This is a genomic window from Mesorhizobium sp. M0590, assembly GCF_040320905.1.
Taxonomy (GTDB): domain Bacteria; phylum Pseudomonadota; class Alphaproteobacteria; order Rhizobiales; family Rhizobiaceae; genus Mesorhizobium.
Genome location: NZ_JAMYQN010000013.1, coordinates 17,699 through 38,821, shown reverse-complemented (window position 1 = coordinate 38,821; position 21,123 = coordinate 17,699). Strand labels below are relative to the sequence as shown.

General features: G+C 59.7%; 16 protein-coding genes. 9 read left to right on the top strand and 7 right to left on the bottom strand.

What is annotated here, in order from left to right:
* Positions 1-208 precede the first annotated feature (208 nt).
* From NKI52_RS21165 to NKI52_RS21140, 6 genes are all read left to right on the top strand, one after another.
* Positions 209-457 carry a hypothetical protein gene (locus tag NKI52_RS21165; protein WP_156937305.1) on the top strand — a complete coding sequence of 83 codons (249 nt, stop codon included), beginning with the start codon at positions 209-211 and terminating at the stop codon, positions 455-457.
* 253 nt (positions 458-710) lie between these two features.
* Entirely contained in the window at positions 711-3,449 is a 2,739-nt protein-coding gene (locus NKI52_RS21160) for an AMP-binding protein (protein WP_502897781.1), read from the top strand.
* Positions 3,446-4,429, top strand: coding sequence for an NAD(+) synthase (gene nadE, locus NKI52_RS21155; RefSeq protein ID WP_352699493.1), 984 nt, complete (start codon positions 3,446-3,448; stop codon positions 4,427-4,429). Before NKI52_RS21160 ends, nadE begins: the two co-directional genes overlap by 4 nt.
* A gap of 3 nt (positions 4,430-4,432) precedes the next feature.
* A complete protein-coding gene (asnB, locus tag NKI52_RS21150) occupies positions 4,433-6,454 on the top strand; it encodes an asparagine synthase (glutamine-hydrolyzing) (protein WP_023675630.1) in 2,022 nt (673 codons plus the stop codon).
* Positions 6,451-8,007, top strand: a complete 1,557-nt coding sequence (locus tag NKI52_RS21145; protein WP_352569014.1) for a class I adenylate-forming enzyme family protein — start codon at positions 6,451-6,453, stop codon at positions 8,005-8,007. Before asnB ends, NKI52_RS21145 begins: the two co-directional genes overlap by 4 nt.
* A gap of 56 nt (positions 8,008-8,063) precedes the next feature.
* Complete coding sequence (locus NKI52_RS21140; RefSeq protein WP_023675628.1) at positions 8,064-8,330, top strand: acyl carrier protein; 267 nt, start codon at positions 8,064-8,066, stop codon at positions 8,328-8,330.
* 99 nt (positions 8,331-8,429) lie between these two features.
* Here the strand turns inward: NKI52_RS21140 and NKI52_RS21135 are convergent, their stop codons facing one another.
* On the bottom strand, positions 8,430-9,122 hold the full coding sequence (locus NKI52_RS21135; protein WP_352679306.1) for a N5-glutamine methyltransferase family protein: 693 nt from the start codon (positions 9,120-9,122) through the stop codon (positions 8,430-8,432).
* A gap of 404 nt (positions 9,123-9,526) precedes the next feature.
* On the opposite strand from NKI52_RS21135, the gene NKI52_RS21130 reads away from it, so the two are divergent.
* Both NKI52_RS21130 and NKI52_RS21125 read left to right on the top strand, forming a co-directional pair.
* A complete protein-coding gene (locus NKI52_RS21130; protein ID WP_352699399.1) occupies positions 9,527-11,278 on the top strand; it encodes a type I secretion system permease/ATPase in 1,752 nt (583 codons plus the stop codon).
* A gap of 242 nt (positions 11,279-11,520) precedes the next feature.
* Positions 11,521-12,819: an HlyD family type I secretion periplasmic adaptor subunit gene (locus tag NKI52_RS21125; protein WP_352699397.1), complete on the top strand. Its 1,299-nt coding sequence runs from the start codon at positions 11,521-11,523 to the stop codon at positions 12,817-12,819.
* A gap of 24 nt (positions 12,820-12,843) precedes the next feature.
* Here NKI52_RS21125 and NKI52_RS21120 read toward each other — a convergent pair whose 3' ends face one another.
* The 5 genes from NKI52_RS21120 to NKI52_RS21100 all read right to left on the bottom strand — a co-directional run bounded on the left by NKI52_RS21120 (position 12,844) and on the right by NKI52_RS21100 (position 17,844).
* Positions 12,844-14,106 (bottom strand): polysaccharide biosynthesis/export family protein, encoded by a 1,263-nt coding sequence (locus tag NKI52_RS21120; RefSeq protein ID WP_352699395.1) that lies wholly within the window; start codon positions 14,104-14,106, stop codon positions 12,844-12,846.
* 81 nt (positions 14,107-14,187) lie between these two features.
* Positions 14,188-15,192, bottom strand: a complete 1,005-nt coding sequence (locus NKI52_RS21115; protein ID WP_023675622.1) for an SDR family NAD(P)-dependent oxidoreductase — start codon at positions 15,190-15,192, stop codon at positions 14,188-14,190.
* 74 nt (positions 15,193-15,266) lie between these two features.
* The gene (locus NKI52_RS21110) at positions 15,267-15,941 is read right to left on the bottom strand and encodes a sugar transferase (RefSeq protein WP_023675621.1); all 675 of its coding nucleotides are present in this window, start codon (positions 15,939-15,941) and stop codon (positions 15,267-15,269) included.
* Positions 15,938-17,074: a DegT/DnrJ/EryC1/StrS family aminotransferase gene (locus NKI52_RS21105; RefSeq protein WP_023675620.1), complete on the bottom strand. Its 1,137-nt coding sequence runs from the start codon at positions 17,072-17,074 to the stop codon at positions 15,938-15,940. The genes NKI52_RS21110 and NKI52_RS21105 overlap by 4 nt, the downstream gene beginning before the upstream one ends.
* Before the next feature lie 47 nt (positions 17,075-17,121).
* Positions 17,122-17,844: a nucleotidyltransferase family protein gene (locus tag NKI52_RS21100; RefSeq protein WP_352679313.1), complete on the bottom strand. Its 723-nt coding sequence runs from the start codon at positions 17,842-17,844 to the stop codon at positions 17,122-17,124.
* A 511-nt stretch (positions 17,845-18,355) separates the two neighbouring features.
* Here NKI52_RS21100 and NKI52_RS21095 point away from each other — a divergent pair.
* Positions 18,356-19,033, top strand: a complete 678-nt coding sequence (locus NKI52_RS21095) for a LuxR C-terminal-related transcriptional regulator (protein ID WP_023675618.1) — start codon at positions 18,356-18,358, stop codon at positions 19,031-19,033.
* A gap of 183 nt (positions 19,034-19,216) precedes the next feature.
* Here NKI52_RS21095 and NKI52_RS21090 read toward each other — a convergent pair whose 3' ends face one another.
* Positions 19,217-20,956, bottom strand: a complete 1,740-nt coding sequence (locus NKI52_RS21090; RefSeq protein ID WP_352699393.1) for a sensor histidine kinase — start codon at positions 20,954-20,956, stop codon at positions 19,217-19,219.
* Positions 20,957-21,123: the final 167 nt, after the last annotated feature.

The window sequence follows — 21,123 nt, the reverse complement described above, 5'->3', positions numbered from 1 at the left end:
GCAGATTGGCATGTCGCCGGCATGGCCGCAATCAGCCTGCCCTCCCCTGAACTGGCATCCCGTCGCTGAAAAACCTGACGGATACGGAGGACCAAGTTGCCGGTGGGTACGGAAAGTATCGGACCCAAAGTTTCGCCAAGCAGTTGCAACCGAATTCATTAGCCGGCGTTAAAGTGCGGGTGATCTAGCGGGGCATGGGGAGGCTTTCATGCAGACGTATCTCGTCGAGCGTATGGACGGCGACGATGTTATCTCGGTGCGCGTTGTCAACGCGCCGAGTCCGTTCAGAGCCGCAGCTATGATGACGGGCGGGCGTATTACCTTCCGAACGTGGGAAAAGGATTGGATCCGCGTGACCGACGAAAATCGGGGACAGATCTATGCCTATTGTTTCGTCCCCGGCAGCTATTCCGACACCGAAGCATCGCCGGTGTCGTCCGGAAGAACCACCGAATAGGCAATATGCCTGAATAGCGGCAATTCCATCTTCGACCCCACCTTGGTCTTCGAGCCCGCCTTGGCATGTGTCCGTGTCATGCGCACCACAACAGCCAGCGAGCCCGGCATGATTGGCTCGGCCGGCGGCTTGCGAAACAGGCGAAGTGACTAACCAAGCGCCCTTGAGGGAAGATCAGGGCATCATCAGAATGATCGATGAAAAGATTGGGGCGGGGGGCGATAAGTGACCCTAATCTTAGCGTAGGCAACTCATGTCTTCGGCATATTTGGGATCAGAAGTCGCGGATCAGGATCTAGCGGTGGATTGTCAGACAACGACCTCCGATAATTGGTCCAGTGTCCCACAATACGCACTGGATCAGGGTGGTCCCGTACTGCGCCCATTTCAAAGATTGGGCGTCGATTTTACCAACATTGCGGCCTTCGATCACCTGAGAAATGTCGTCCGCCAGTACCCCGACAAGCTTGCAATCAGCGACGGCGCCAATCGTCTGACCTATTCCCAGCTCCTCCGGTCAGTCGAGACGCTGTCCCACCAGATCGCGGCGACCGTCCCAGACGGACAGGCGATAGGGATTCTTCAGGCCAACTCGGCCTGGTATCCCATTGCCATGCTGGCAAGCATGACGGCTGGGCGGCCTTCGGTGCCACTCAACGCGCGAGATCCTAGCTCGCGTATCCTTGAAATCGTGGCCGGGGCGCGGCTCTCAGCTGTCCTGGGCGAGGGCAATGTCCGACCCGATGGATTGCCCCACCTGGTCAGTTGGATCGATGTGTCGACCAGTGCGGCCTCGCAGGCTGGGCAAGTGCCTCGTTCTTATTCCGTCTCGGTCGATGCGCCCGCCATCGTGCTTTATACGTCAGGGAGTACGGGCCGGCCCAAAGGCATCGTTAACAGCCAGCGCAGCTTGCTGTGCCGGGTCCAGCAATATGTCGATGCGTGCCACATCAACTCGGATGATGTTTTCCTGCCATTGACCGGACCCGCCACAATCGCCGGGTGCCGGGAGATTCTTGCTGCTCTTCTCACCGGCGCCACCTTGCATCTGGTCGAAGTCGAAGCGGTCGGCCTGCGCGCCGTTCAACGCCTGGTGCGATCCGAAGACGTGACAATCACCTATCTGGTGCCGGCACTGCTTCGCGCGCTTATGGCAGACGGACCTGCAGAAGCGTTCCATTCACTCAGAGTCGCCCGGATCGGTGGCGAGAAGGTGCCCTGGACCGACATCGCCCTGCTGCGCAAGGCCGTCTCCGATACGTGCCTTATCCAGATCGGTTACTCGTCAACCGAGACCACCGGCTCGCAATGGTTCCTGCCGCGAGACTGGCCAGAGCATGGAGATTCGGTTCCAGTTGGCTGGCTGCTGCCTGGAATCACCTTCGCAATTGTCGACGAAGCGGGCCGCCGCGTTCAACCGGGCCGCAGCGGAGAGCTTCTGATCAGGAGCCCGTATGTCTTGCTTGGCCATTGGGAGGACGGGGCGGTTGTGCCGGCAACATCAGACCCGCACGATCCAGGCCTTCGGATTTTCGCGACAGGTGACCTCGTTCGACTTGATGATCAAGGCCTACTGCACATCGTCGGTCGCAAGGGGCGCCAGGTAAAAATCAACGGTCGACGCGTCGAGCCAGCCGAACTCGAACGGGTGCTGCGTTGTCCACCCTCTGTCGCGGATGCCGTGGCAATCGTGACGGCCGCGAATGAGCTTGTCGCCTTTGCTGTTCCTCGGCGCTCGGCCGAAGCGACCTTTTCGGACGAGCTTCGCCAGCTTGTCAGGACCAATCTGCCGCCGCCGCTGCGTCCCTTGCGGTTGCACACGATCGCCGAGATTCCGCGTCTGCCGAGCGGCAAAGTCGACATCACGACACTTGCAGAGATGGATCTTTCAGCCAGAGAGACAGCGGCGACCGCGCGTCCGCTCGAGCCGCGAGGCAAGCTGACCGCGCAGCAGGTTGTCCAGCGGGCATGGACCAGCATTCTCAATACGCGCGTGGCGGCAGGACGCTGGGATGACGCCGGAGGAGATTCGCTGAAGCTGCTGCACTGCGTCATGGAAATCGAAAGCGCCATCGGGCAGGAACTCGGCCTTGAGGCCTTCACCGTCGGGATGAGCCTGGAGCAAATGGTCAAGGCGGTCGTGTCCGCCCAGGCAGGCGATCAAAGCGCGCGCGCCCAGAAGCACGACCCTCCCATTCTTTTTCTGTTCCCGGGGTCCGTCGGCTATGGCCCGAGCCTTGCAGCCTTTGCAGCAGCGATGGGCAAGGTGACCCGCGTTGCCCCGATCAGGTATCCGGCCCTGGCTATGATACTGCGCGGACAAGACAGCCTCGCCGATATGGCCGACGCCGCCGTCGACCAGATCCGCCGCGCCCAACCCTCGGGCCATGTACGACTTCTCGGCCATTCGCTCGGCGGCGCTGTTGCCTTCGAAGTTGCGGCGCGGCTGCTGGCAGCGGGGCGAACCGTAAAGTTCCTCGGCATCCTCGACACCAGCCTCGTCGGGGAGCGAAGCGCCCGCTGGGAGACGTTTACGCGCACATTCAATCGAATCCGAACCAACCGCGTGTCCGCTTACCGGATGGCATGCCGCGCCCTCGCGAAAGTCGCCGTGGCAATGAAGCGCGAGGCACAACTGGTCCAGTTTCTCGACCGCTTCGCTCAAGGACAGTTCAACGCGACGAGCTTTAGAACCAAACTGGAACTGCAAGAGGTTTTGCGCGCGCAAGCCTTCTTCCAGTGGGTGGCCGAGCCAAAGCCGGCTCTGCCGATCACAGGCACCCTGTTCCGCTGTGCTCGACCCGGAATGCCTCTGGCAATCGGCTGGGATAGCGTCTTCGCCCATCTGGACGTGATTCCGATCGTCGGCAGCCACATCGATCTGGTTGTAGAGCCTCACCTTACCACCAATCGTCCCCTTATCGAGAAAGCGGTGGCGAAAACCTATTCGCCAATCGAGTCTCGCAAACTGGAGTACAAGCCATCGACCTGATCTCAACATTCGGCAAAGACGCCCTGGTGCTCGACGCTGGCGCGGAAGTCGATCGCATCGTCCAGATCTTGGGCCAGCAGGTCCTCGGCACGCTGCGACGTCGAGGGGTGGTTGTCGGCCTCTCAGGCGGCATCGACAGCTCCGTCGTTGCGGCGTTGTGTGTTCGCGCCTTTGGGAAAGGCAAGGTCCTCGGGATATTCATGCCGGAGCGCCATTCCTCCGGCGACTCACTGAGGCTCGGCCGCATTGTCGCCGCACACCTTGGTATCGAAACGATCCTGGAGGATATAACGCCGGCCCTGGAAGCGATCGGCGCCTATAGACGGCAGACCGAAGCAATCCAGACCGTCGTTCCCGAATATGGGGACGGCTGGAAATGCAAGCTGGTGCTCGCCTCGGTTCTCGAGAGCAACGGTCTCAACATCACGCGCCTCACGGTTCAGGACCCCGAGGGCAGGACCGACACGGTGCGCCTGCCGTCGGCAGCCTATCTGCAGATCGTCGCTGCAACCAACTACAAGCAGCGCCTGCGCAAGATGACCGAATACTACCATGCCGACCGCCTCAACTACGCGGTAGCGGGCACGCCGAACCGCCTGGAGTACGACCAGGGCTTCTTCGTCAAGCAGGGCGACGGAATTGCCGACCTGATGCCAATCGTCCACCTCTACAAGACCCAGGTCTACCAGTTGGCCGAATATCTTGGGGTGGAGGAAGAGGTCCGGCGCAGACCGCCCACCACAGACACCTTCTCGATGGCGCAGAGTCAGGAGGAGTTCTACTTCGCGCTTCCTTATTATCTGATGGATCTGTGCCTCTACGGCTTGAACCATGGGATCGCCGACGAAGACGTCGCCGAGGCAACCGGCCTCACCGTGATGCAGGTCCAGAAGGTTTTCAAGGATATCGACAGCAAGCGGCGCGCCGCACGTTATCTTCACGCGCGGCCGTTGGTGTCCTCTTCAATGGGCGAGGGCTAGGCGATGTGCGGCATCGCCGGAATTGTGTCGCTGAGCGCCGCAGCGGCGCCCCCTTCCCGCGATGCGCTGATACGCATGGCGGGCGCGCTGGCGCATCGCGGCCCGGACGAACGCGGCCTTTACCGGGACAGACGTGCGGGATTGGCGCATGCCCGCCTGTCCGTCATCGATCTCGCAAGCGGCCAGCAGCCACTCGCCGGCGCGGGCGACACAATGTGGATCGTCTTCAACGGCGAAATCTTCAATTACGTCGAGCTGCGACAAGACCTGGTCGCGCTCGGTTATCGCTTTCGCACACGCAGCGACACCGAGGTCATCGTCCATGCCTATCATGCCTGGGGCGAGGCCGCCTTCGAGCGAATGAATGGGCAGTGGGCAGTCGCCATCTGGGACTCCGTGGCAGGTCGTCTCGTCTTGTCGCGGGATCGGTTCGGCATCTGCCCGCTGCACTTTTGCGAGCATGGCGGACGGCTTTACTTCGCCAGCGAGGTGAAGGCCATTTTCGCGGCCGATGCGGATATACCCCGCGCCTTCGATCCAGCCGGCATCGATCAGACTTTCACACTCTGGACTGTCGCGCCGCCACAAGGCGTGTTTGGAGGAGTAAGCGAACTCACGCCGGGGCATGTCCGCATTTATGACAGCGGCGTCGTCCGGGAGCGGGCTTTTTGGAAGCCTGACTATCCAGAGGTTGACGGACCCGGCGATGATGAATTCACCGGCTCGCTTGATGACGCGGTGGAGGAAGTGCGCAGCGCCCTGGAAGCCGCGACGGCGCTCAGGATAGTACGCGCCGACGTGCCGGTCGGCTGCTATTTGTCCGGCGGGCTCGACAGCTCGCTGGTCGCCACGCTGGGGAGACGCTTCGCGGGCGAGCGCTTCCAGACTTTCTCGCTGCGTTTTGCCGACGCCGAGTATGATGAGACGCATTTCCAGCGCCTGGTTGCCGGCGTGGCCGGCAGTGACCATCATGAGGTGGTTGTTTCGCGCAGCGATATCGCTGGCATCTTCCCTGAGGTGATCTACCACACCGAGCGGCCAATCCTCAGGACCGCGCCGGCGCCGCTGTTCCTGCTCTCGAGACTGGTGCGCCAGCACGGCATCAAGGTCGTGCTGACCGGCGAAGGGGCCGACGAAATGTTCGCCGGCTACGATTTGTTCCGCGAGGGCAAGGTCCGCCGCTTCTGGGGACGCCAGCCCGCCTCGACGCGACGCTCGCGGCTGCTGGAGCGCCTCTATCCCTATCTCAGCCGCTCGCCGGTGCAGCAGCAGGCGATGGCACGCCAGTTCTTCGGGCGCGACATCCACGCCTGTGACGCGCCTGGTTTTGCGCATGGCACGCGCTGGCGTACCACAAGCGCCATCAAGCGGCTGTTTTCGGCAGACATGCGCGCCCAAACGGAGCGCCGCAACGCCGTGTCCGAGCTGCTTGCCCGCCTGCCGCCGGAGTTTTCGCGATGGGGCTCTCTTGCGCAGGACCAGTACATAGAGATTCAGACGCTGATGTCGGGATACCTGCTTTCCTCACAAGGGGACAGAATGCTGATGGCTCATTCCGTCGAGGGGCGCTTCCCGTTCCTCGATCATGAACTCGTGAGACTCGCGAATTCGCTTCCTGCCGCCTACAAGCTGCGCGTGCTCGATGAAAAGCATGTGCTGAAGCGCGTAGCGCAACCGATCGTGCCGTCGGAAATCGTCACCCGCAAGAAGCAGCCTTACCGGGCCCCCAACGCGCTCTGCTTTGTCGCAGATGGCGCTCCGGCCTACATTCGCGAAGCACTTTCGGAGGCGGCGCTGCGCGAAGCGAACGTCTTCGATCCCAAGTCGGTTACCCGGCTCCTGAACAAGTGCCAGGCCAGCGCCGGCGACGGCGACCTGTCCAACTCCGACAATATGGCGCTTGTCGGGGTGCTGTCGACGCAGCTTCTTCATCGGCAATTTATCGCGAGCCTTCCAAGTGGGGCTCGCACGCTCAAGCTCAGCATCGATATCGACCGCGAACACCGCGAAGAGGTGCTCGCATGATGCATGGCGCCGTACCGCTCCTGCATGACTATCTCACCCACTCTGCCAGCCGGCTCGGCGAGAAGGTGGCCCTGGTGTGCGGCAATCAACGTGTCACTTATGGCGATCTCGATATGCGTTCGAACGCCATAGCGCACCATTTGACCGATGCCGGAATTGCGCGTGGCGATCGCGTGGTGGTCTTCGCCGACAACACTGTCGAGGCCGTCATTGCGTTCTGGGCGGTGCTCAAGGCCAACGCCGTGGTGTGCATCGTCAATCCGCTCACCAAAAGCGACAAGCTTGATTATCTGCTCAACGATTGCCGCCCGACGGCACTGATCACCGACAAACACCTGCACTCGATTTTCAGGGAGCCGGCGCGGAATTGCCCATCGTTGCGCCGCATGATCGTCTCCGGGCCGATCGAACACAGCGACCTGCAAGAATTGCCGCATGCTGTGCGCTGGGACGCCGCGGTCGCGGCAGCCCGCAGCACGCCGCCCTCGCGCCGCTGCATCGACATCGATCTCGCTGCGATCATTTATACGTCCGGCTCGACGGGCGAGCCCAAGGGCGTGATGCTGACGCATCGAAACATGATCGCCGCGTGCGCCTCGATTTCCTCATACCTGGCGCTTGCCGAAGACGAGGTGATCCTCAATGTCCTGCCGCTCGCCTTCGACTACGGTCTTTACCAGATGATCATGGCATTCGGTGCGGGCGCCCGGCTGGTGCTTGAGCGCTCGTTCGCCTTCCCGGCGCAGATCCTTGGGCTGATCAAGCAAGAAAGGGTGACGGGTTTTCCCGGCGTACCGACCATCTTCGCCGCACTCGGGGAGCTCAGGTCTCTCAGGGATCAGGATTTTTCGAGTATTCGCTACGTCACGAATACTGCGGCCGCCCTGCCGCTCAAGCACATTCTCCTGCTGCAGGAGCTGTTTTCTGGCGCCCGCATCTATTCGATGTACGGCCTTACCGAATGCAAGCGCTGCACCTACCTGCCGCCGGAGGATCTGGAGCGAAAGCCGTCGAGCGTCGGGATCGCCATCCCCAATACGGAAATGTGGATTGTCGACGAGCATGACAGGCGGGTCGGCCCCGGCATCGTTGGTCAGCTCGTCATCCGCGGAGCGACGGTGATGAAGGGCTATTGGGGCAAGCCGGAGGCGACAGCCAGGAAGCTCAAGCCCGGCCCGCTGCCGGGCGAGCAGGTCCTATACACCGGCGACTACTGCCGGATGGACGCCGAGGGCTACCTCTACTTCGTCGGTCGCGGCGACGAGATCATAAAATCGCGCGGAGAGAAGATAGCGCCGAAGGAGGTGGAAAACGTGTTGATGAACATTGCGGGCGTACGGGAAGCCGCGGTCATCGGCGTTCCGGACGAGCTGCTCGGGCAAGCAGTGAAGGCATTTGTCGTGATGGAGCAGGGAAGCATGATCGGTGAAAAGCAGTTGCAGAAAGAGTGCCAGAGACGGCTGGAAAACTTCATGGTTCCGAAGTCCATCGTCATCGTACCCAGTCTGCCGATGACCGACACGGGTAAGCTAAAAAAAACGGCCCTGTCATGAGTCGGTACCAGGGCGAAGTTGATCAGCATTCATCTTTTGTACCGGAGGCGAAATCAATGTTATCTACCAAGGATAGAACCGATACCTGCAGCGAACAAATTCGCGCTTTCCTGGCTTCGAATTTCTATATAGCCGATCCCGAGAGCCTGGAGAGCGACACCTCGCTCCTCGACCAGGGCATCGTGGACTCGACGGGTGTGCTCGAGGTTATCGGCTTCATCGAGGAGACCTTCGGCATCACGGTTGAAGACAGCGAGCTGCTGCCGGAGAATCTCGATTCCATCGAGGGAATTGCGCAATACGTCATGCGCAAGAGAAACTGACGCAAGAGAAACTGATCGCCGAAATCTCGCGCAACTCTGTTTCAACTTCCCGGCCGTTTCTAGCCGCGACAGCGCGTCTACCTGCCGCGGCTGCGATGCTTACGCCTGCGCCCTCGTATGTCCCACAACCACCCTGCCCTCATCGGCCTGGTTGGTGACTGCCCGGATACTCTCATAGGCCTTGGAACGCTCGAGCAAACTCATGACCTGCCGGTCCTGGCCAAGCCCCACCTCGAAAAGCAGGATGCCTCCGCGCCGCAAATAGCGCGGCGCCTCCTTGAGCACCCGCATGTGGATGCTCAGGCCGTAGGGGCCGGCTGCGAATGCTTCACGCGGCTCGAGCTCGACCAGATGCGAACGGTCGCCCTCGAGCCGTTTTTCCGAAATGTAGGGCGGGTTGCAAACGATCACGTCGATCGTGCCGTCGAGCTCCAACCCTGAGAAGGCGCTGAACAAGTCGCCCTGAAGCACCGTTACCCGGTCCTCGATTTCAAGATGGGTGACGTTGCGGCGCGCGACCTCCACGCATCCGTCGGTAAGATCGCTTGCCCACACGCGCGCGGTGGGAGCGTGGTGCGCGATGGCGCACGCCAGATTGCCCGCCCCACAGCACATGTCGACAACGCGAGGCACCGGCAGGTTCAGTTGGCTCAGGACATCGAGAGTGGCCTTGCCGAGCAGTTCCGTTTCCGGCCGAGGAACAAGCGCACCGGGCGAGACCAGCAACTGCAATCCCATGAAGGTGCTGCGCCCCCTGCCGTAGGCATCGGCAACGTTGATCTCTTCGCTCACGACACTCGCCTCCCGATTTAGCCGGCGTTGGTGGCCGACAATTGCGTACCGATGAAGTGTATCTCAAAACCGTTTAACTCTCGATCGACAAAATCAAAACCGATCCCTCCCCAGACGCTTTGAAGCCTTGATGCTACAAAGATGACCATAAGCTTCTGCGCCGTGTCATGATTAGGAATATCTCCTTACCCGACCCGGTTATCCCCAGCCTGGCGAGCCAGTTGCCGAATTCTCAGCCTGGCGTCACGATTTTGCTACATTTTAATCAAAGAAGGCACGTATGTAAGCAATTCGTAATGTTCAGCAGCGGGGCGGGGCTGCTGCTTCCCGGAAGGTTAAAGTTTGTCCCTCATCGAAAGAATCGACGAGATTGCGCGGCAATTTCGCGTCAACGAGCGCACATCATGAAGTCGACCAAAGGGCGCTCGCTCGATCTCCGCTCCGCAATGTTCGGCTGTGTGCACGGCCTCGTCGGCGTAGGCATTTTCTCGGCATTGATAAATATCCTCGCCTTGACCGGCTCCGTCTACATGCTCCAGGTCTATGACCGCGTGCTGCCTTCGCAGAGCGTGCCGACTCTTGTCGGATTTACAGTCGGGATGCTGGGACTTTACGCGGCCTATGGGCTCCTCGATTTCGTGAGGCTTCGCCTGTTGGTCCGCATCGGCAGCCGCCTGCATAGAAATCTGCAGCAAAAAGCGTTCGCAGCCTCGCTTTCCCTGCCCCTCGTCGCCGGGCCGGATGCGAACCGGGTACACCCGCTTCGTGATCTGGACCAGCTACGTGGCTTTCTTTCCGGGCTTGGGCCGACAGTCTTATTCGACGCTCCCTGGATACCATTTTATATGGTGGTCATCTATCTGCTGCACCCCGCGCTTGGCGTGCTGGCAACGCTCGGGGCATGTGCCGTTGTGTTTTTGACGGTGGTTGCCGAGATCATCGGCCGCAAACCTGCGGCTCGTGCATCTGAGACACTCGTAGCGCAGCGGCTTCTGGCCGACTCCGGCCGCCGCAACGCAGAGGTTGTTCAGGCGATGGGCCTTTCCGCCCCGCTTAGCCGGCGCTGGAACGAGGTCAGTCATCTTTATCTGAAGAACCAGGAACGGCTCTCCGACGTCGTCGGCGCAGCAAGCTCACTGTCGAAGACGCTCCGAATGGCCCTGCAATCATGTGTGCTAGGGCTTGGTGCCTACCTTGTGATCGGCGGCGAGGCCTCGCCTGGCGTGATCATTGCATCGTCCATATTGCTGGGCCGCTCGCTGGCGCCGGTCGATGTGGCGATCGCAAACTGGAGAGGGTTTCTGGCAACCCGCAAAAGCTATACCGAGCTGTCGGCAGCCCTGGATGCTTTTGATAGCCAGCAAGAGCCAATGGAACTGCCCGGCCCGAAGGCTGAGCTTGCGGTCGAGGATTTGACCGTCGCGCCACCAAGCCTGCAGAAGCCCACCATCTTCAATGTAAGCTTCCGCTTGGCGAGAGGCGCAGGGTTGGCGGTCGTCGGCCCGAGCGGCTCCGGCAAGACCACGCTCGTGCGCGCTTTGGTCGGGGCATGGAAGCCGCTTCGTGGCACGGTAAGATTGGACGGCGCCTCGCTCGATCAGTGGAATTCAGAACTGCTCGGCATTCATATTGGCTACCTTCCGCAGGACGTTGAGCTGTTCGACGGGACGATCGCCGATAACATTTCGAGGTTCGGCGGCAAGCGCGACGCAAAAGGCGTGCTGGCAGCTGCCAAGGCTGCGGGCGTGGACAAGATGATCATGCGTCTTCCGCAGGGTTTTCAAACACGCATCGGAGAAGGCGGCGCGGCCCTTTCGGCTGGGCAGAGGCAGCTCGTCGGGCTTGCCAGGGCACTTTACGGCGATCCATTCCTCGTCGTTCTTGACGAACCAAATTCCAATCTGGATGCAGACGGTGATGCTGCTTTGGCCGGCGCAATCCTGGCAGTGCGTCAGCGCGGCGGTATCGTGATCGTCGTTGCGCATCGCCCCTCCGCTCTCGTCAACATCGATCAGGTACTCGTCCTGTCGAACGGGATGCTCCATTCGTTCGGCTCGCGCGAAGACGTTCTGGCAAATGTGATCCGGCCCTTCCCGCGCCCGGACAAGCCAAACATTGTCGTTCCGCTGCAGCACGGTGCAAGCGGGCATGCGTGAGGTATTGCTTAGTGTCTAACGTGACCATGTCGTCATATGCTGCGGTTGGCGGCGAAGGCCAGCCGACCGGGGAGAAGCCGGAGCCGGATGGGATTCGAGCCAATCTACCCTGGGGTACTCTGGTCCGGAGCCTAGCAGCACATTGTCGTTCCGCCGCACAAAGGTGCAGCCGGACATATGCGAGGTATCGCTCTGCTGTTGCCGTGTCGTCATACGTCGCAGCCGGTGGCGAAAGCCGTTCGTTGGAGACGAAGCCAGAGCCGGATGGCATCCGGGCCAATCTGCTCTTGGGCCTGGCAACCAGCTTGCTGTTGATCTTTGGCGGAGGGCTCTGGTTGGGATTGACCAAGATTGCCGGCGCGGTGATTGCGCCCGCAACCGTGGTGGTCGAAAGCAACATTAAAAAAGTCCAGCATCAAACCGGCGGCACCATCGGCGGAATCTTCGCGCAGGACGGCGATCATGTGAAGGCCGGCGATGTGTTGGTCAGGCTGGACAACACATTGACCCGAGCAAACCTGCAGATAATCACCGAGGACCTCAATCGCGCCACCATTCGTCTGGCCCGACTGGAGGCCGAGCGCCAGGGTCTGCCGGAAATGCAGATCCCGCCCGACCTTCGCGCTCAAATGGGCGACCCGCAAGTGGCGGCACTTGTCAGTGGCGAGCGTGCCTTATTTGAAAGCCGTGCTGCGGCGCTGGCTGGCCAGAAGGCACAATTACAAAGCCGCGCGAAGCAGCTGGAACGTCAGATCGATGGCCTCAAATCGCAGCAGTCCGCAACGGACGAGTCTCTGGATCTGCTGACCAAGAACCTTGCGGATGTCGAATCTCTCTACGCAAAGAAGTTGGTGTCCAAGGAGAGGTTGAGCAATGTCAGCCTGGACAAGACCCGGGCTCGCGGCGAATCGGGACGCCTTGTCGCAGCGATAGCAGAGGTACAAGCTCACATCAGTGAAACGGACCTGCAGGTGCTTCAGCTCGACGAACAAATGCGGAGCGACGTGACCAACGAACTTCGCGAAACCGAAGCCAAGCAGACCGAGCTCAGCGAGCGCCAGGTGGTGGCCGAAGACGAACTCAGCAGGACAGACATTCGTGCCCCGCAATCGGGCACAGTACAAGAATCCTCGGTCCATACCGTAGGAGGCGTGATTGGCGCAGGAGAGGTGCTCATGATGATTGTGCCCGATTCCGACAACCTTGTCGTCGACGCTTCCATTCCTCCGTCGCGTATCGATGAGATTCATCCCGGACAGCAGGTGTCGATCCGCTTTCCAGCGTTCGACGCCGGCACCACACCTGCTTGCGAAGGCTCGGTCAAGCGCGTCTCAGCGGATCTGATCAAGGATCAGCAACGCCAGCTTTCCTTTTTTTCGGCGCGCATCGACGTCGAGAATGAAGCGACGTGCCTGACAGGAGAGAAAATACTCAAACCGGGCATGCCCGCCGAAGTCCACATAAGAACCGACGAGCGCAGTGTCTGGTCCTACTTGATGAAGCCCCTTACCGACCAGTTTTCCAGGGCCTTCAGGCAGTAAAGCGGTTGCGAAACGCGGCCCGATCTATCGGGTCGCCGCATTTTCGAGAGCGCTGCTGAATCTGACCTCGATCGTGTCTCCCGGCATGACCTCGGTGTCTTCTTGGGCAAGCTGTTTTCGCCATTCTTCGCCGACCTTGCGAATGATCGTGACCTCGGCCTGGACCTTCTCGCCGGCAACCGGCAACGGCAGTGCGGCAGCTCCCGTGGGCTGCAACTTTTGGCTGGCGGCGCGAAGCCTTGCGCTGACGTCGGCAAGGCGCACGTTGGTATCCTTCAACTCGATCAGCAGACCCATCCTTCTTTGGTTGTCATTGCGTTCGTGCTGTCTGGCAAAATCGTCCTGCTGACGTCGTGCTCTCATAAGCTCAACCGACGTTTCGAGTGCCCGGCTGGAAGAGAGAACCAAAGCGCGCCGAACGTCGGCGAGCCGGTTGTTGGTGAGATTTCCGGACTCAAACGCTTTCCTTACGCGCGCCAGATCGTCTTCGTCCGCCTTCACCCCATCCGCTTCGGCCTGCTCGCGTTTGAGCAAGGTCTCGGTTTGTGCGGCGGCATCCTTGCCGCTTTTATCCAGAAAGCCCTGCTCTTGCTGGAAGTTGTCCAACGAGAGCTTCAGCCCTTCCGCTTCAGCCTGCGCGATCGCCGACGCAAAACTTGCCGGCAAGGGAGATCCTTGTGGTGGCCGCATGTCGAAAGTCGGTTTGTCCTGAAGTTCGGCGCGGATGCGGGCGCTATGAAAATAATCTCTCGTATATTCCCCCCAAAGCGACTCGTAATCGCGCCGCAGATCCACCGGATCTGGGCCAACCTGGTTTGCCCGGGACCGCAAAAGGCTGAAACCGCCTGACACGGCAATCGCCTGCCGCACGGTCATCAGCGGGCGGTAGGCCTGCTGTCCGGGAGTGAGCACGTCGCCGGTCACATAGATCGGCCTGTACTCCGCAACCACGGCGGTCACGTCTGTCGGCTTGATGACGATCATTTGCTCCCGCCCATCAGGCAGACGCTGGTGGAATATCTTGGTCGGCAAGATCGTCTGCATGCGCGTTTGCAGTTCAGCCGGAGTTAAGCCGCCCACCGAAACCATACCGACTTCGGGAAGCGCGATCGTGCCGTCCATCTGGACCACCGCACGTTGCGTTCGCTCCGGGATGGAAGCAATTCCAATCTCGACGGTGTCGCCGGCAGAAAGTCGATAGGCGACCCGCGGTTCCGCTGCAGCAGCCGTATCCATGGCAGCCAGCATGCCGAGCACGACAATAAGGATTCGATCAACGAGGACCATGGGCGACAATCTCCTTCTGGCTCGAATCCGGCGATACCGCGGCCGCAATCAACAGCGGAGCCAATCCTCCCGGGCGAAAGCTCATGTCATGTAACCCATTTCGTGTCGCACCCGGCCTTCGCTGAGGCGCCCTTGCCACCATCCGATGGTCCGCTCCAAGCCTTCGCGCAGGCTGGTCTGGGCACGCCATCCAGTCTTGCTTTCGAGGAGCGAAGAATCGGCCAGCAAGGCACGCACCTCGGAATTCTGCGGCCGCAGGCGGCGCTCGTCCCGGTGGATTGGTTTCTTGCAGCCACTCAACTCGATCACCAGATCCAATATGTCCGAGATCGTCACAGCGCGCTGGCTTCCGGCATTGTAGGCATGGCCAAATTCGAGCTCGGCGGAACCTGCGGTCAAAAACGCCGCCGCGGTGTCTTCCACGAAAGTAAGATCGCGGATCGGGCTTGTGTCTCCCACCATGATCGCCGGGCATTTTTTGTCGAGAGCCTGGCGTATAATGGTCGGTACGATGGCCCGCTCACTCTGGCGCGGGCCGTACGTATTGAAGGGCCGCATGATGACCACGGGGATGTCGAACGATCTGGCGTAGGACTCCGCCATCATGTCCGCGCCGATCTTGGATGCCGAATATGGTGACTGTCCCTGCAACGGGTGGGATTCGCTGATAGGCATTGTCAGCGCGGTGCCGTAAACCTCGCTTGTCGAAGTGTGCACTACACGCTCCGTCTCCCATTGGCGCGCCGCTTCGAGAACGTTGACCGTGCCCAGGATGTTGGTCTCCACATAGGACTGGGCAGCGGCATACGAATACGGGATAGCTATCAGTGCGGCGAGATGAAACACGACCGCCTGGCCACGCACGATCCGGTTAAGGAACGCGCTGTCGCGAACATCGCCGCGGACGAGATTCAACTGGCGTCGTATGGTGTCGGGCAAATCGTCCAGCCAGCCGTGGCTGTCGAAGGAATTGTAGAGTGCCAGCGCGGTGACGTCGGCGCCGCTGCGGACGAGTGCTTCGGTGAGATGAGAACCGATGAACCCGTCGGCACCCGTAACCAGAACTTTCCTGCCCTTGTATGCCATGACCCAAGCGTTCCCCCTATGACGTGAGGCACTGACTTTGCAAATCCACGAGAGCGCGGATGTCCCACCTGCTCTCAAGGTCCAATCGGCGGCGGCGAAACCACGCCAAGCACCGCCAGCAAGCCGCGCACCATCCACACAACATCGGAGCCGATCGTGCGCTGCGGATAATAGGAAAGGTCGAGCCTGGCTTTGGCAGGAAACAGAACCTGGCGATAGAACAGTAGCGGGTCCACCGATCGCGGATAGAAACGGGCTTCATGCCGGAAGAGAACCTGGGCTGGACCCAGCAAGCCTGGCTTGTATTGTAAAACGTCTTCGAAGCCCCCGCGAAAACAATCGGCGAAGGCAAGGCTCTCCGGGCGTGGTCCGATGATTGCCATCTCGCCTCTGAAGACGTTCCAAAGCTGTGGCAGTTCGTCGAACTTGGTGACGGCGAGGAACCGTCCTATCGGCGTCATGCGGCTGTCATCGGCCATGGTCAGAGCCAAGCCACCGGGGTCGCATTGAACGCTGAACTTGCGGAACTTGTACATGCGGAATGGGCGAGCACCGGCCCCGACGCGGGTCTGTGTGAAGAAGATGGGCCGCCCGCCTTCCAGCAGCAGCGCCACGGCAATCAGCAGCATCAGCGGGGCGAAGACGATCGCCGCGGCTGCCGCAATGACAAGATCGATTGCTCGTCTCGCAGACCCATGGGCGGCGCTCGAGACGTTAGACCGGTGAATGGCTAGATCCAGGGCATTCATGCGGCTGTTCCTGTCTGGGCGCAATTATTGACCGCCGCGGCAAGAGCGACGACTACCGATTCGACCAATGGCGCGGTGATCTGCGGATGCAGCGGTACAGTCAGTTCGCGCTGCGCGAAATCTTCAGTGCGCGGTAAGTGAGTACCGGGAATGAGCTCACGATAGAGCGTCATCTGGTGCACCGGCGGGTAGTGGATAGTGGTTTGTATCCCTTGCCCGCGCAGTGCGTCGATGACGTCTTGCCTGTCGGCGTAGCGTGGCAAAAGGATAGGCATGATGTGGTAGGCCGACGTCCGCGGCTCGTGGAATGGGATGGTCACGGCCGGGCAATGCTTCGCTATGAGACGGCGATACAGCATGACCAGGATACGCCTGATCTCATTCCACTCCTGCAGATTTTGCAGCTGGACCAGTCCGATCGCAGCCCGCAATTCATCCATGCGATAGTTGAATCCGAGCATGGTGACATCATACTGAGGGGTGCGGCTGTTCAGCCTTTGACGCGTCCCGGTGGTCATCCCATGTCCACGCGCCTGGCGGATTGTCTCGAGCAGACCGGCATCCCTGGCGATCACAGCCCCGCCTTCCGCCGTGGTCATGTTCTTGTTGCCGTAGAAGCTGAAGGCGGCTGCGGCACCAAATGTCCCCACCTCCTTCAAGCCCGGCGCATGCGCCGCGTCCTCGACGATGTGCAGCCCCCGGGCACGGGCGAGCCTCTGCCATTGTTCCCGATCGGCGAGGTAGCCGGCGAAATGAACGAGAATGATTGCCTTGGTGCGGGCCGTGCATTTCGCTTCGGCTTCCACGATCGACATCAGCGGCACGTCGGCTGACTCGATGTCGACGAAAACCGGCGTCGCACCGACATAGAGGACCGCATTTGCGGTCGCCACGAACGTCAAGGATGGCACCAGCACCTCGTCGCCCGGTCCGATGCCAAGTGCGTGCAAAATGAGATGAAGCGCTGCGGTGCAAGAACTGACCGCGACGCAATCCTCCGCATCATGAACGTCGGCAAAAGCTTGTTCGAAGGCTCGTACCTGCTCCCCCATGGTCAGCCAGCCGCTGTCGATGACCTTGGTCAAAGCAGTCTTCTCCGGCACACCCAAGATCGGGGCACTGACCAAGAGCATCACAACCTCCTAGACTGATAACTGTGGGAACCGGGCTCGTGACTTCATCATGCAGCCGTCGCAGTGACCTCGATCGAGGCCGACTGGTCTTCCCAGGAAATGGCCTGTGCGTTCTGAAAATCGTCGACGCGCCCGATATCGAGCCAGAGACCCTCATGTTTGTACACGTGCACGGTTGTGCCGTTCTGCATCATCTGCAGCATCAGGTCGTCGAACCCAAAGGGTATGCCGGATGGGATAAACTGCAGAACATCCGGGTTCATGCAGTAAATTCCCATGCTGACCAGATGCGAAAGCGTCGGCTTCTCGCGAAAGACCTGCACGGTATTGTCGACTTCGTCGATGACGCCGAAATCCATCTTGATCAGGCGACAGGCTGTTGCGATCGTCACTGGATCGGTGTGCTTACGGTGCGCTGCTACAAATCGACTGAGGCTTAGATCCGTGAGGACATCGCCATTGAGAACGATGAATGGCTCCGTCAGTTCATCCCTGATCAAAGACAGTGGCCCGATGGTGCCAAGCGGCTCCATCTCCTGCGTATATCGAATTTTCAGGTTCCACTGCGAGCCATCTCCACACACGGTGCGGATCAAGTGGCCGAGATACCCGGTTGTAATATAAACTTCCTGAATGCCGTTGCGTCGCAACCATTTCAGAAGCATCTCGAGAACCGGCCGTGCGCCGATCGGCATGAGCGGCTTCGGCAAGACCGAAGTGAAGGGGCGGAGGCGTGTTCCCATTCCTCCACATTGAATAACCGCTTTCATCCTGGTCCTCCCTTGTTCATTCGGCCTGAACGCTATCGTCACGGGCCGGCTATCCTGCCCTGGTCAGCACCCGGGAAACGCGTTCTTGTCCCCTCAGAAGAACCGGTGAGATTTCCCGTAGAAGACCGGTGAGATTTCTCCACTGTCCCCTGATCCGGACATTGCATCTGGATGGTATGTGGCCGTCAGGGTGGATGTCGTCGTGCATTCGAATGGTAACAATTCAGCCGTTTTGCTGTTCTATATCTTTAGACCTATAGCACTGCTGAACGACCGGCCGGTCTGTCAGCTGTCCAAAAGGTCAGAACGTATATTCGACGACGTTCGGCGGGTTTCGCTCACAAGGGGCAAAAAAAGAGGAGCGTTTCCCGTCATTTAAGATTATATTAGAAATCTGGCGTTTGCGGTGTTGGGGGTGCTGCAGCGTCGGCTGGATGAATCGACGAGTGGATGGCCACGACTTTCAGGCCATTACCGTTCAATCCATTCAGATAGGCGTTGGGGTAGTTCAATGTATCGAATCGTCATCGCCGACGATCACGGCTTGTATCGTCGCGGCTTGCGATTGGCACTGACCGCAGGCATTCCAGGTGTGGAGATCTTTGAAGCGTCCTGTTTCGACGCGGTGCTCAGTTTGCTGGCAGAGCAGTCGTTCGTGGATCTTGCGATCCTGGATCTGAATATGCCGGGCCTGTTCAATCAAGAAGTGCTCGGCGGGATCCTGTCTGCCTATCCGGACACGCGATTTGCGATCGTTTCCGGAAACGATTCACGCTCGGAAATACTCACGGCTCTGTCGATCGGACTTCACGGCTACATCGTAAAATCGCAGACGGACGAAGAGGTTGTTTTGGCCGTCAATGAAATCCTCTCCGGCCGCATCTATGTTCCTGCACTTCTGTCACGCCCGGGAGCGACGCAAACAACCCACGCGCATACCCATTCCGACGACAAAGGCCCACAGAGGCGTACCGCTGGCGTCAACCTTGGCAGGCTGACTTCGAGGCAAAAGGAAGTCCTCAAGCTGATGGCGGAAGGCTATTCAAACAAGGAAATTGCGCGCGATCTGGAAATCGCAGAGGCGACCACGAAAATCCACGCTGCTGCGGTTCTGCGTGAATTGGGGGTACGCAATCGGACCGAGGCTGCCGTTATGCTGAAGACTTGGCTTTCGAGACATGCCAGCTAGAGCGCCGCGCGTCCTTTTGGACGTGCAAACGGCGTCCCAAGACTCCTCATGCATTTTACTGCATATCCCAAAGCCGAGGCGCAGCTTTGAGCCGACGACATTCTTGGAAGGAACCCTGCGCATCTCAAAGGCCGCTCAGCGCGACTTGCCTTTAGATATCTGCTTTCCGATTGGAGCACTGCACTACAATCCGATTTCCTTGCGTGACAGCCGCAGCGAATACCGCAACCCTTGGTCCGACATTTCCAGCCTGGGAGAGTGACCGACAAGCGGCGCTCCATCCACTCCGATTATCATGGAACCGAAGCCATGACGGACTACGCTTGAGGTCCTACGCCGCCCCGATTCCACCCACTCGAACACGATATCACTGCCTGTTTCTTCAGGTGCGAACGTCCAGCTTACGTCGATCCGGCCTTTTGGATCGGCAAGCGCTCCATATTTCATGGAATTGGTGGCAAGCTCGTGAACGATCATTGCAAAACTCTCGGCGGCGCCTCCCGACATCGCCACGGAAGGACCGCTGACCGATATCGCACGTGTTCCAATATATGGGTGCAATTCTTGCGCAACGAGATCGTTTATCGCCCCCGATACGCTGCCGTTGCGTGAAAGAAGCAGATGGGTTGCCTCGAGCGCGCGTATCCGGTCGATCAGCATTTCCTTGTATTTGGCGACGTTGTTTCCGGGAACATCGACCATTTTCACGAGCGCCGTGATCACCGCGAAAACGTTGCCGAATCTGTGACGTTGTTCGAGCATGATGCGCTCCCGCTTCTTTGCCGCGGCGCGCAGCAGCGTGGTTTGTCGTCTCTCGCTCAGGTCGGCAGCCACTCCAAGCCGCTGTCCACCATCATCATGTCTTTCCTCCCTTCCGCGCAGCGCAACCCAGCGGATATGTCCGTCCGGTCGGCGGACGCGTATCTCAACATCGTAATTCGTGACCGATGGTGCGGCCTTTCTCGATGCCGCCAGCTTTGGCCAGTCCGCCGGATGAACGACAGCTGACAGCTCCTCCAAACTGCGGCTATTGGCCTGGGCCAGGCCGAGAATGTCCCAGAACGTGTCCGAGCCCGTGACTATCCCGTCTTTAAGGTCTATGCGCCACGTGGCCAAGCGTCCAGCAGACAGAGCGAGGTCCAGCCATTCCTTCTGGGCCCGAAGCGCTTCGTGAACAGCGCGTCGTTCCGAAATATCGTCGACCACCACGAAGATGCTCTCCGAGAGGCCACCCTCGGGCACGGACGAAGAAAGCGTTAGCCTGGCCCAGAATGCCGTACCGTCCTTTCGTGACAGACGCACCTCCGAAACGAACGAAGAAATGTCATTGCCCAGCCTCGCCAGCAATTGCGCCAAGGTATCCCGGTCGTTCGGATGGGCGAGCGTATCGAGCTGCAATTGGGCAAGCTCCTCCTCCTTGTACCCGGTCATCTCACAAAGGCGTCTGTTGGACTGCAGCAACTCACCTTTCTTGTTGGTGTTCGCGAATCCCATGGCAGCACGTTCGAAGGCCCAACGATAGCGGCTTTCGGTCGCCTCGACGGCAGCGAGCCTGGCCTCCGCGACTTCCAGCAACTCACGCAAGTCCTGCCGCAGACGATGGAAGGTCATGGCAATCACGCCACCCGAAACCAGAAGCAGGATTGCGCGCGCCCAATCTCCACTTGAAATCTGATCGTGTCCTCGTGCCCACAGCCCGACAGCCACCATCAGAATGGTCGCACCGAGCGCCGGTACGCGGTCTTCGAGATAGGCGATAATAATAATAGCCGGAATAAATTCCAGAAAACTGGCGCCTTGCCCAATAAAGGCTGACGATTTTATTTCAAATATCAGTGTGGCAGCTAACACCGATGCAGAGGCAATATGAGTTAGCAATCTGCCCGACGGGTTCGAATTCGACCTGCGCGACTGCGAGCTCATGGACACAGACTACAACCTTCTGACTAGCCCGTCGAGACTAGAGCAAAAAACGTACAGCTTAGTACCACTGCCGGATTGCCATACCGCTATCATAGCGCGCATTTTATCGGACGCAGCGGGGCCTAAGAGCTGCCTTAGAACTGTCGGATCATATTAAGTTTTCAAGG

Coding starts and splice junctions, on each gene's coding strand:
- NKI52_RS21140 (WP_023675628.1), top strand. CDS start 8,064: ATGTTATCTACCAAGGATAGAACCGATACCTGCAGCGAACAAATTCGC.
- NKI52_RS21095 (WP_023675618.1), top strand. CDS start 18,356: ATGTATCGAATCGTCATCGCCGACGATCACGGCTTGTATCGTCGCGGC.
- NKI52_RS21145 (WP_352569014.1), top strand. CDS start 6,451: ATGATGCATGGCGCCGTACCGCTCCTGCATGACTATCTCACCCACTCT.
- NKI52_RS21160 (WP_502897781.1), top strand. CDS start 711: ATGTCTTCGGCATATTTGGGATCAGAAGTCGCGGATCAGGATCTAGCG.
- NKI52_RS21105 (WP_023675620.1), bottom strand. CDS start 17,074: ATGCTCTTGGTCAGTGCCCCGATCTTGGGTGTGCCGGAGAAGACTGCT.
- NKI52_RS21090 (WP_352699393.1), bottom strand. CDS start 20,956: ATGAGCTCGCAGTCGCGCAGGTCGAATTCGAACCCGTCGGGCAGATTG.
- NKI52_RS21120 (WP_352699395.1), bottom strand. CDS start 14,106: ATGGTCCTCGTTGATCGAATCCTTATTGTCGTGCTCGGCATGCTGGCT.
- NKI52_RS21115 (WP_023675622.1), bottom strand. CDS start 15,192: ATGGCATACAAGGGCAGGAAAGTTCTGGTTACGGGTGCCGACGGGTTC.
- NKI52_RS21165 (WP_156937305.1), top strand. CDS start 209: ATGCAGACGTATCTCGTCGAGCGTATGGACGGCGACGATGTTATCTCG.
- NKI52_RS21110 (WP_023675621.1), bottom strand. CDS start 15,941: ATGAATGCCCTGGATCTAGCCATTCACCGGTCTAACGTCTCGAGCGCC.
- NKI52_RS21130 (WP_352699399.1), top strand. CDS start 9,527: ATGAAGTCGACCAAAGGGCGCTCGCTCGATCTCCGCTCCGCAATGTTC.
- asnB (WP_023675630.1), top strand. CDS start 4,433: ATGTGCGGCATCGCCGGAATTGTGTCGCTGAGCGCCGCAGCGGCGCCC.
- NKI52_RS21100 (WP_352679313.1), bottom strand. CDS start 17,844: ATGAAAGCGGTTATTCAATGTGGAGGAATGGGAACACGCCTCCGCCCC.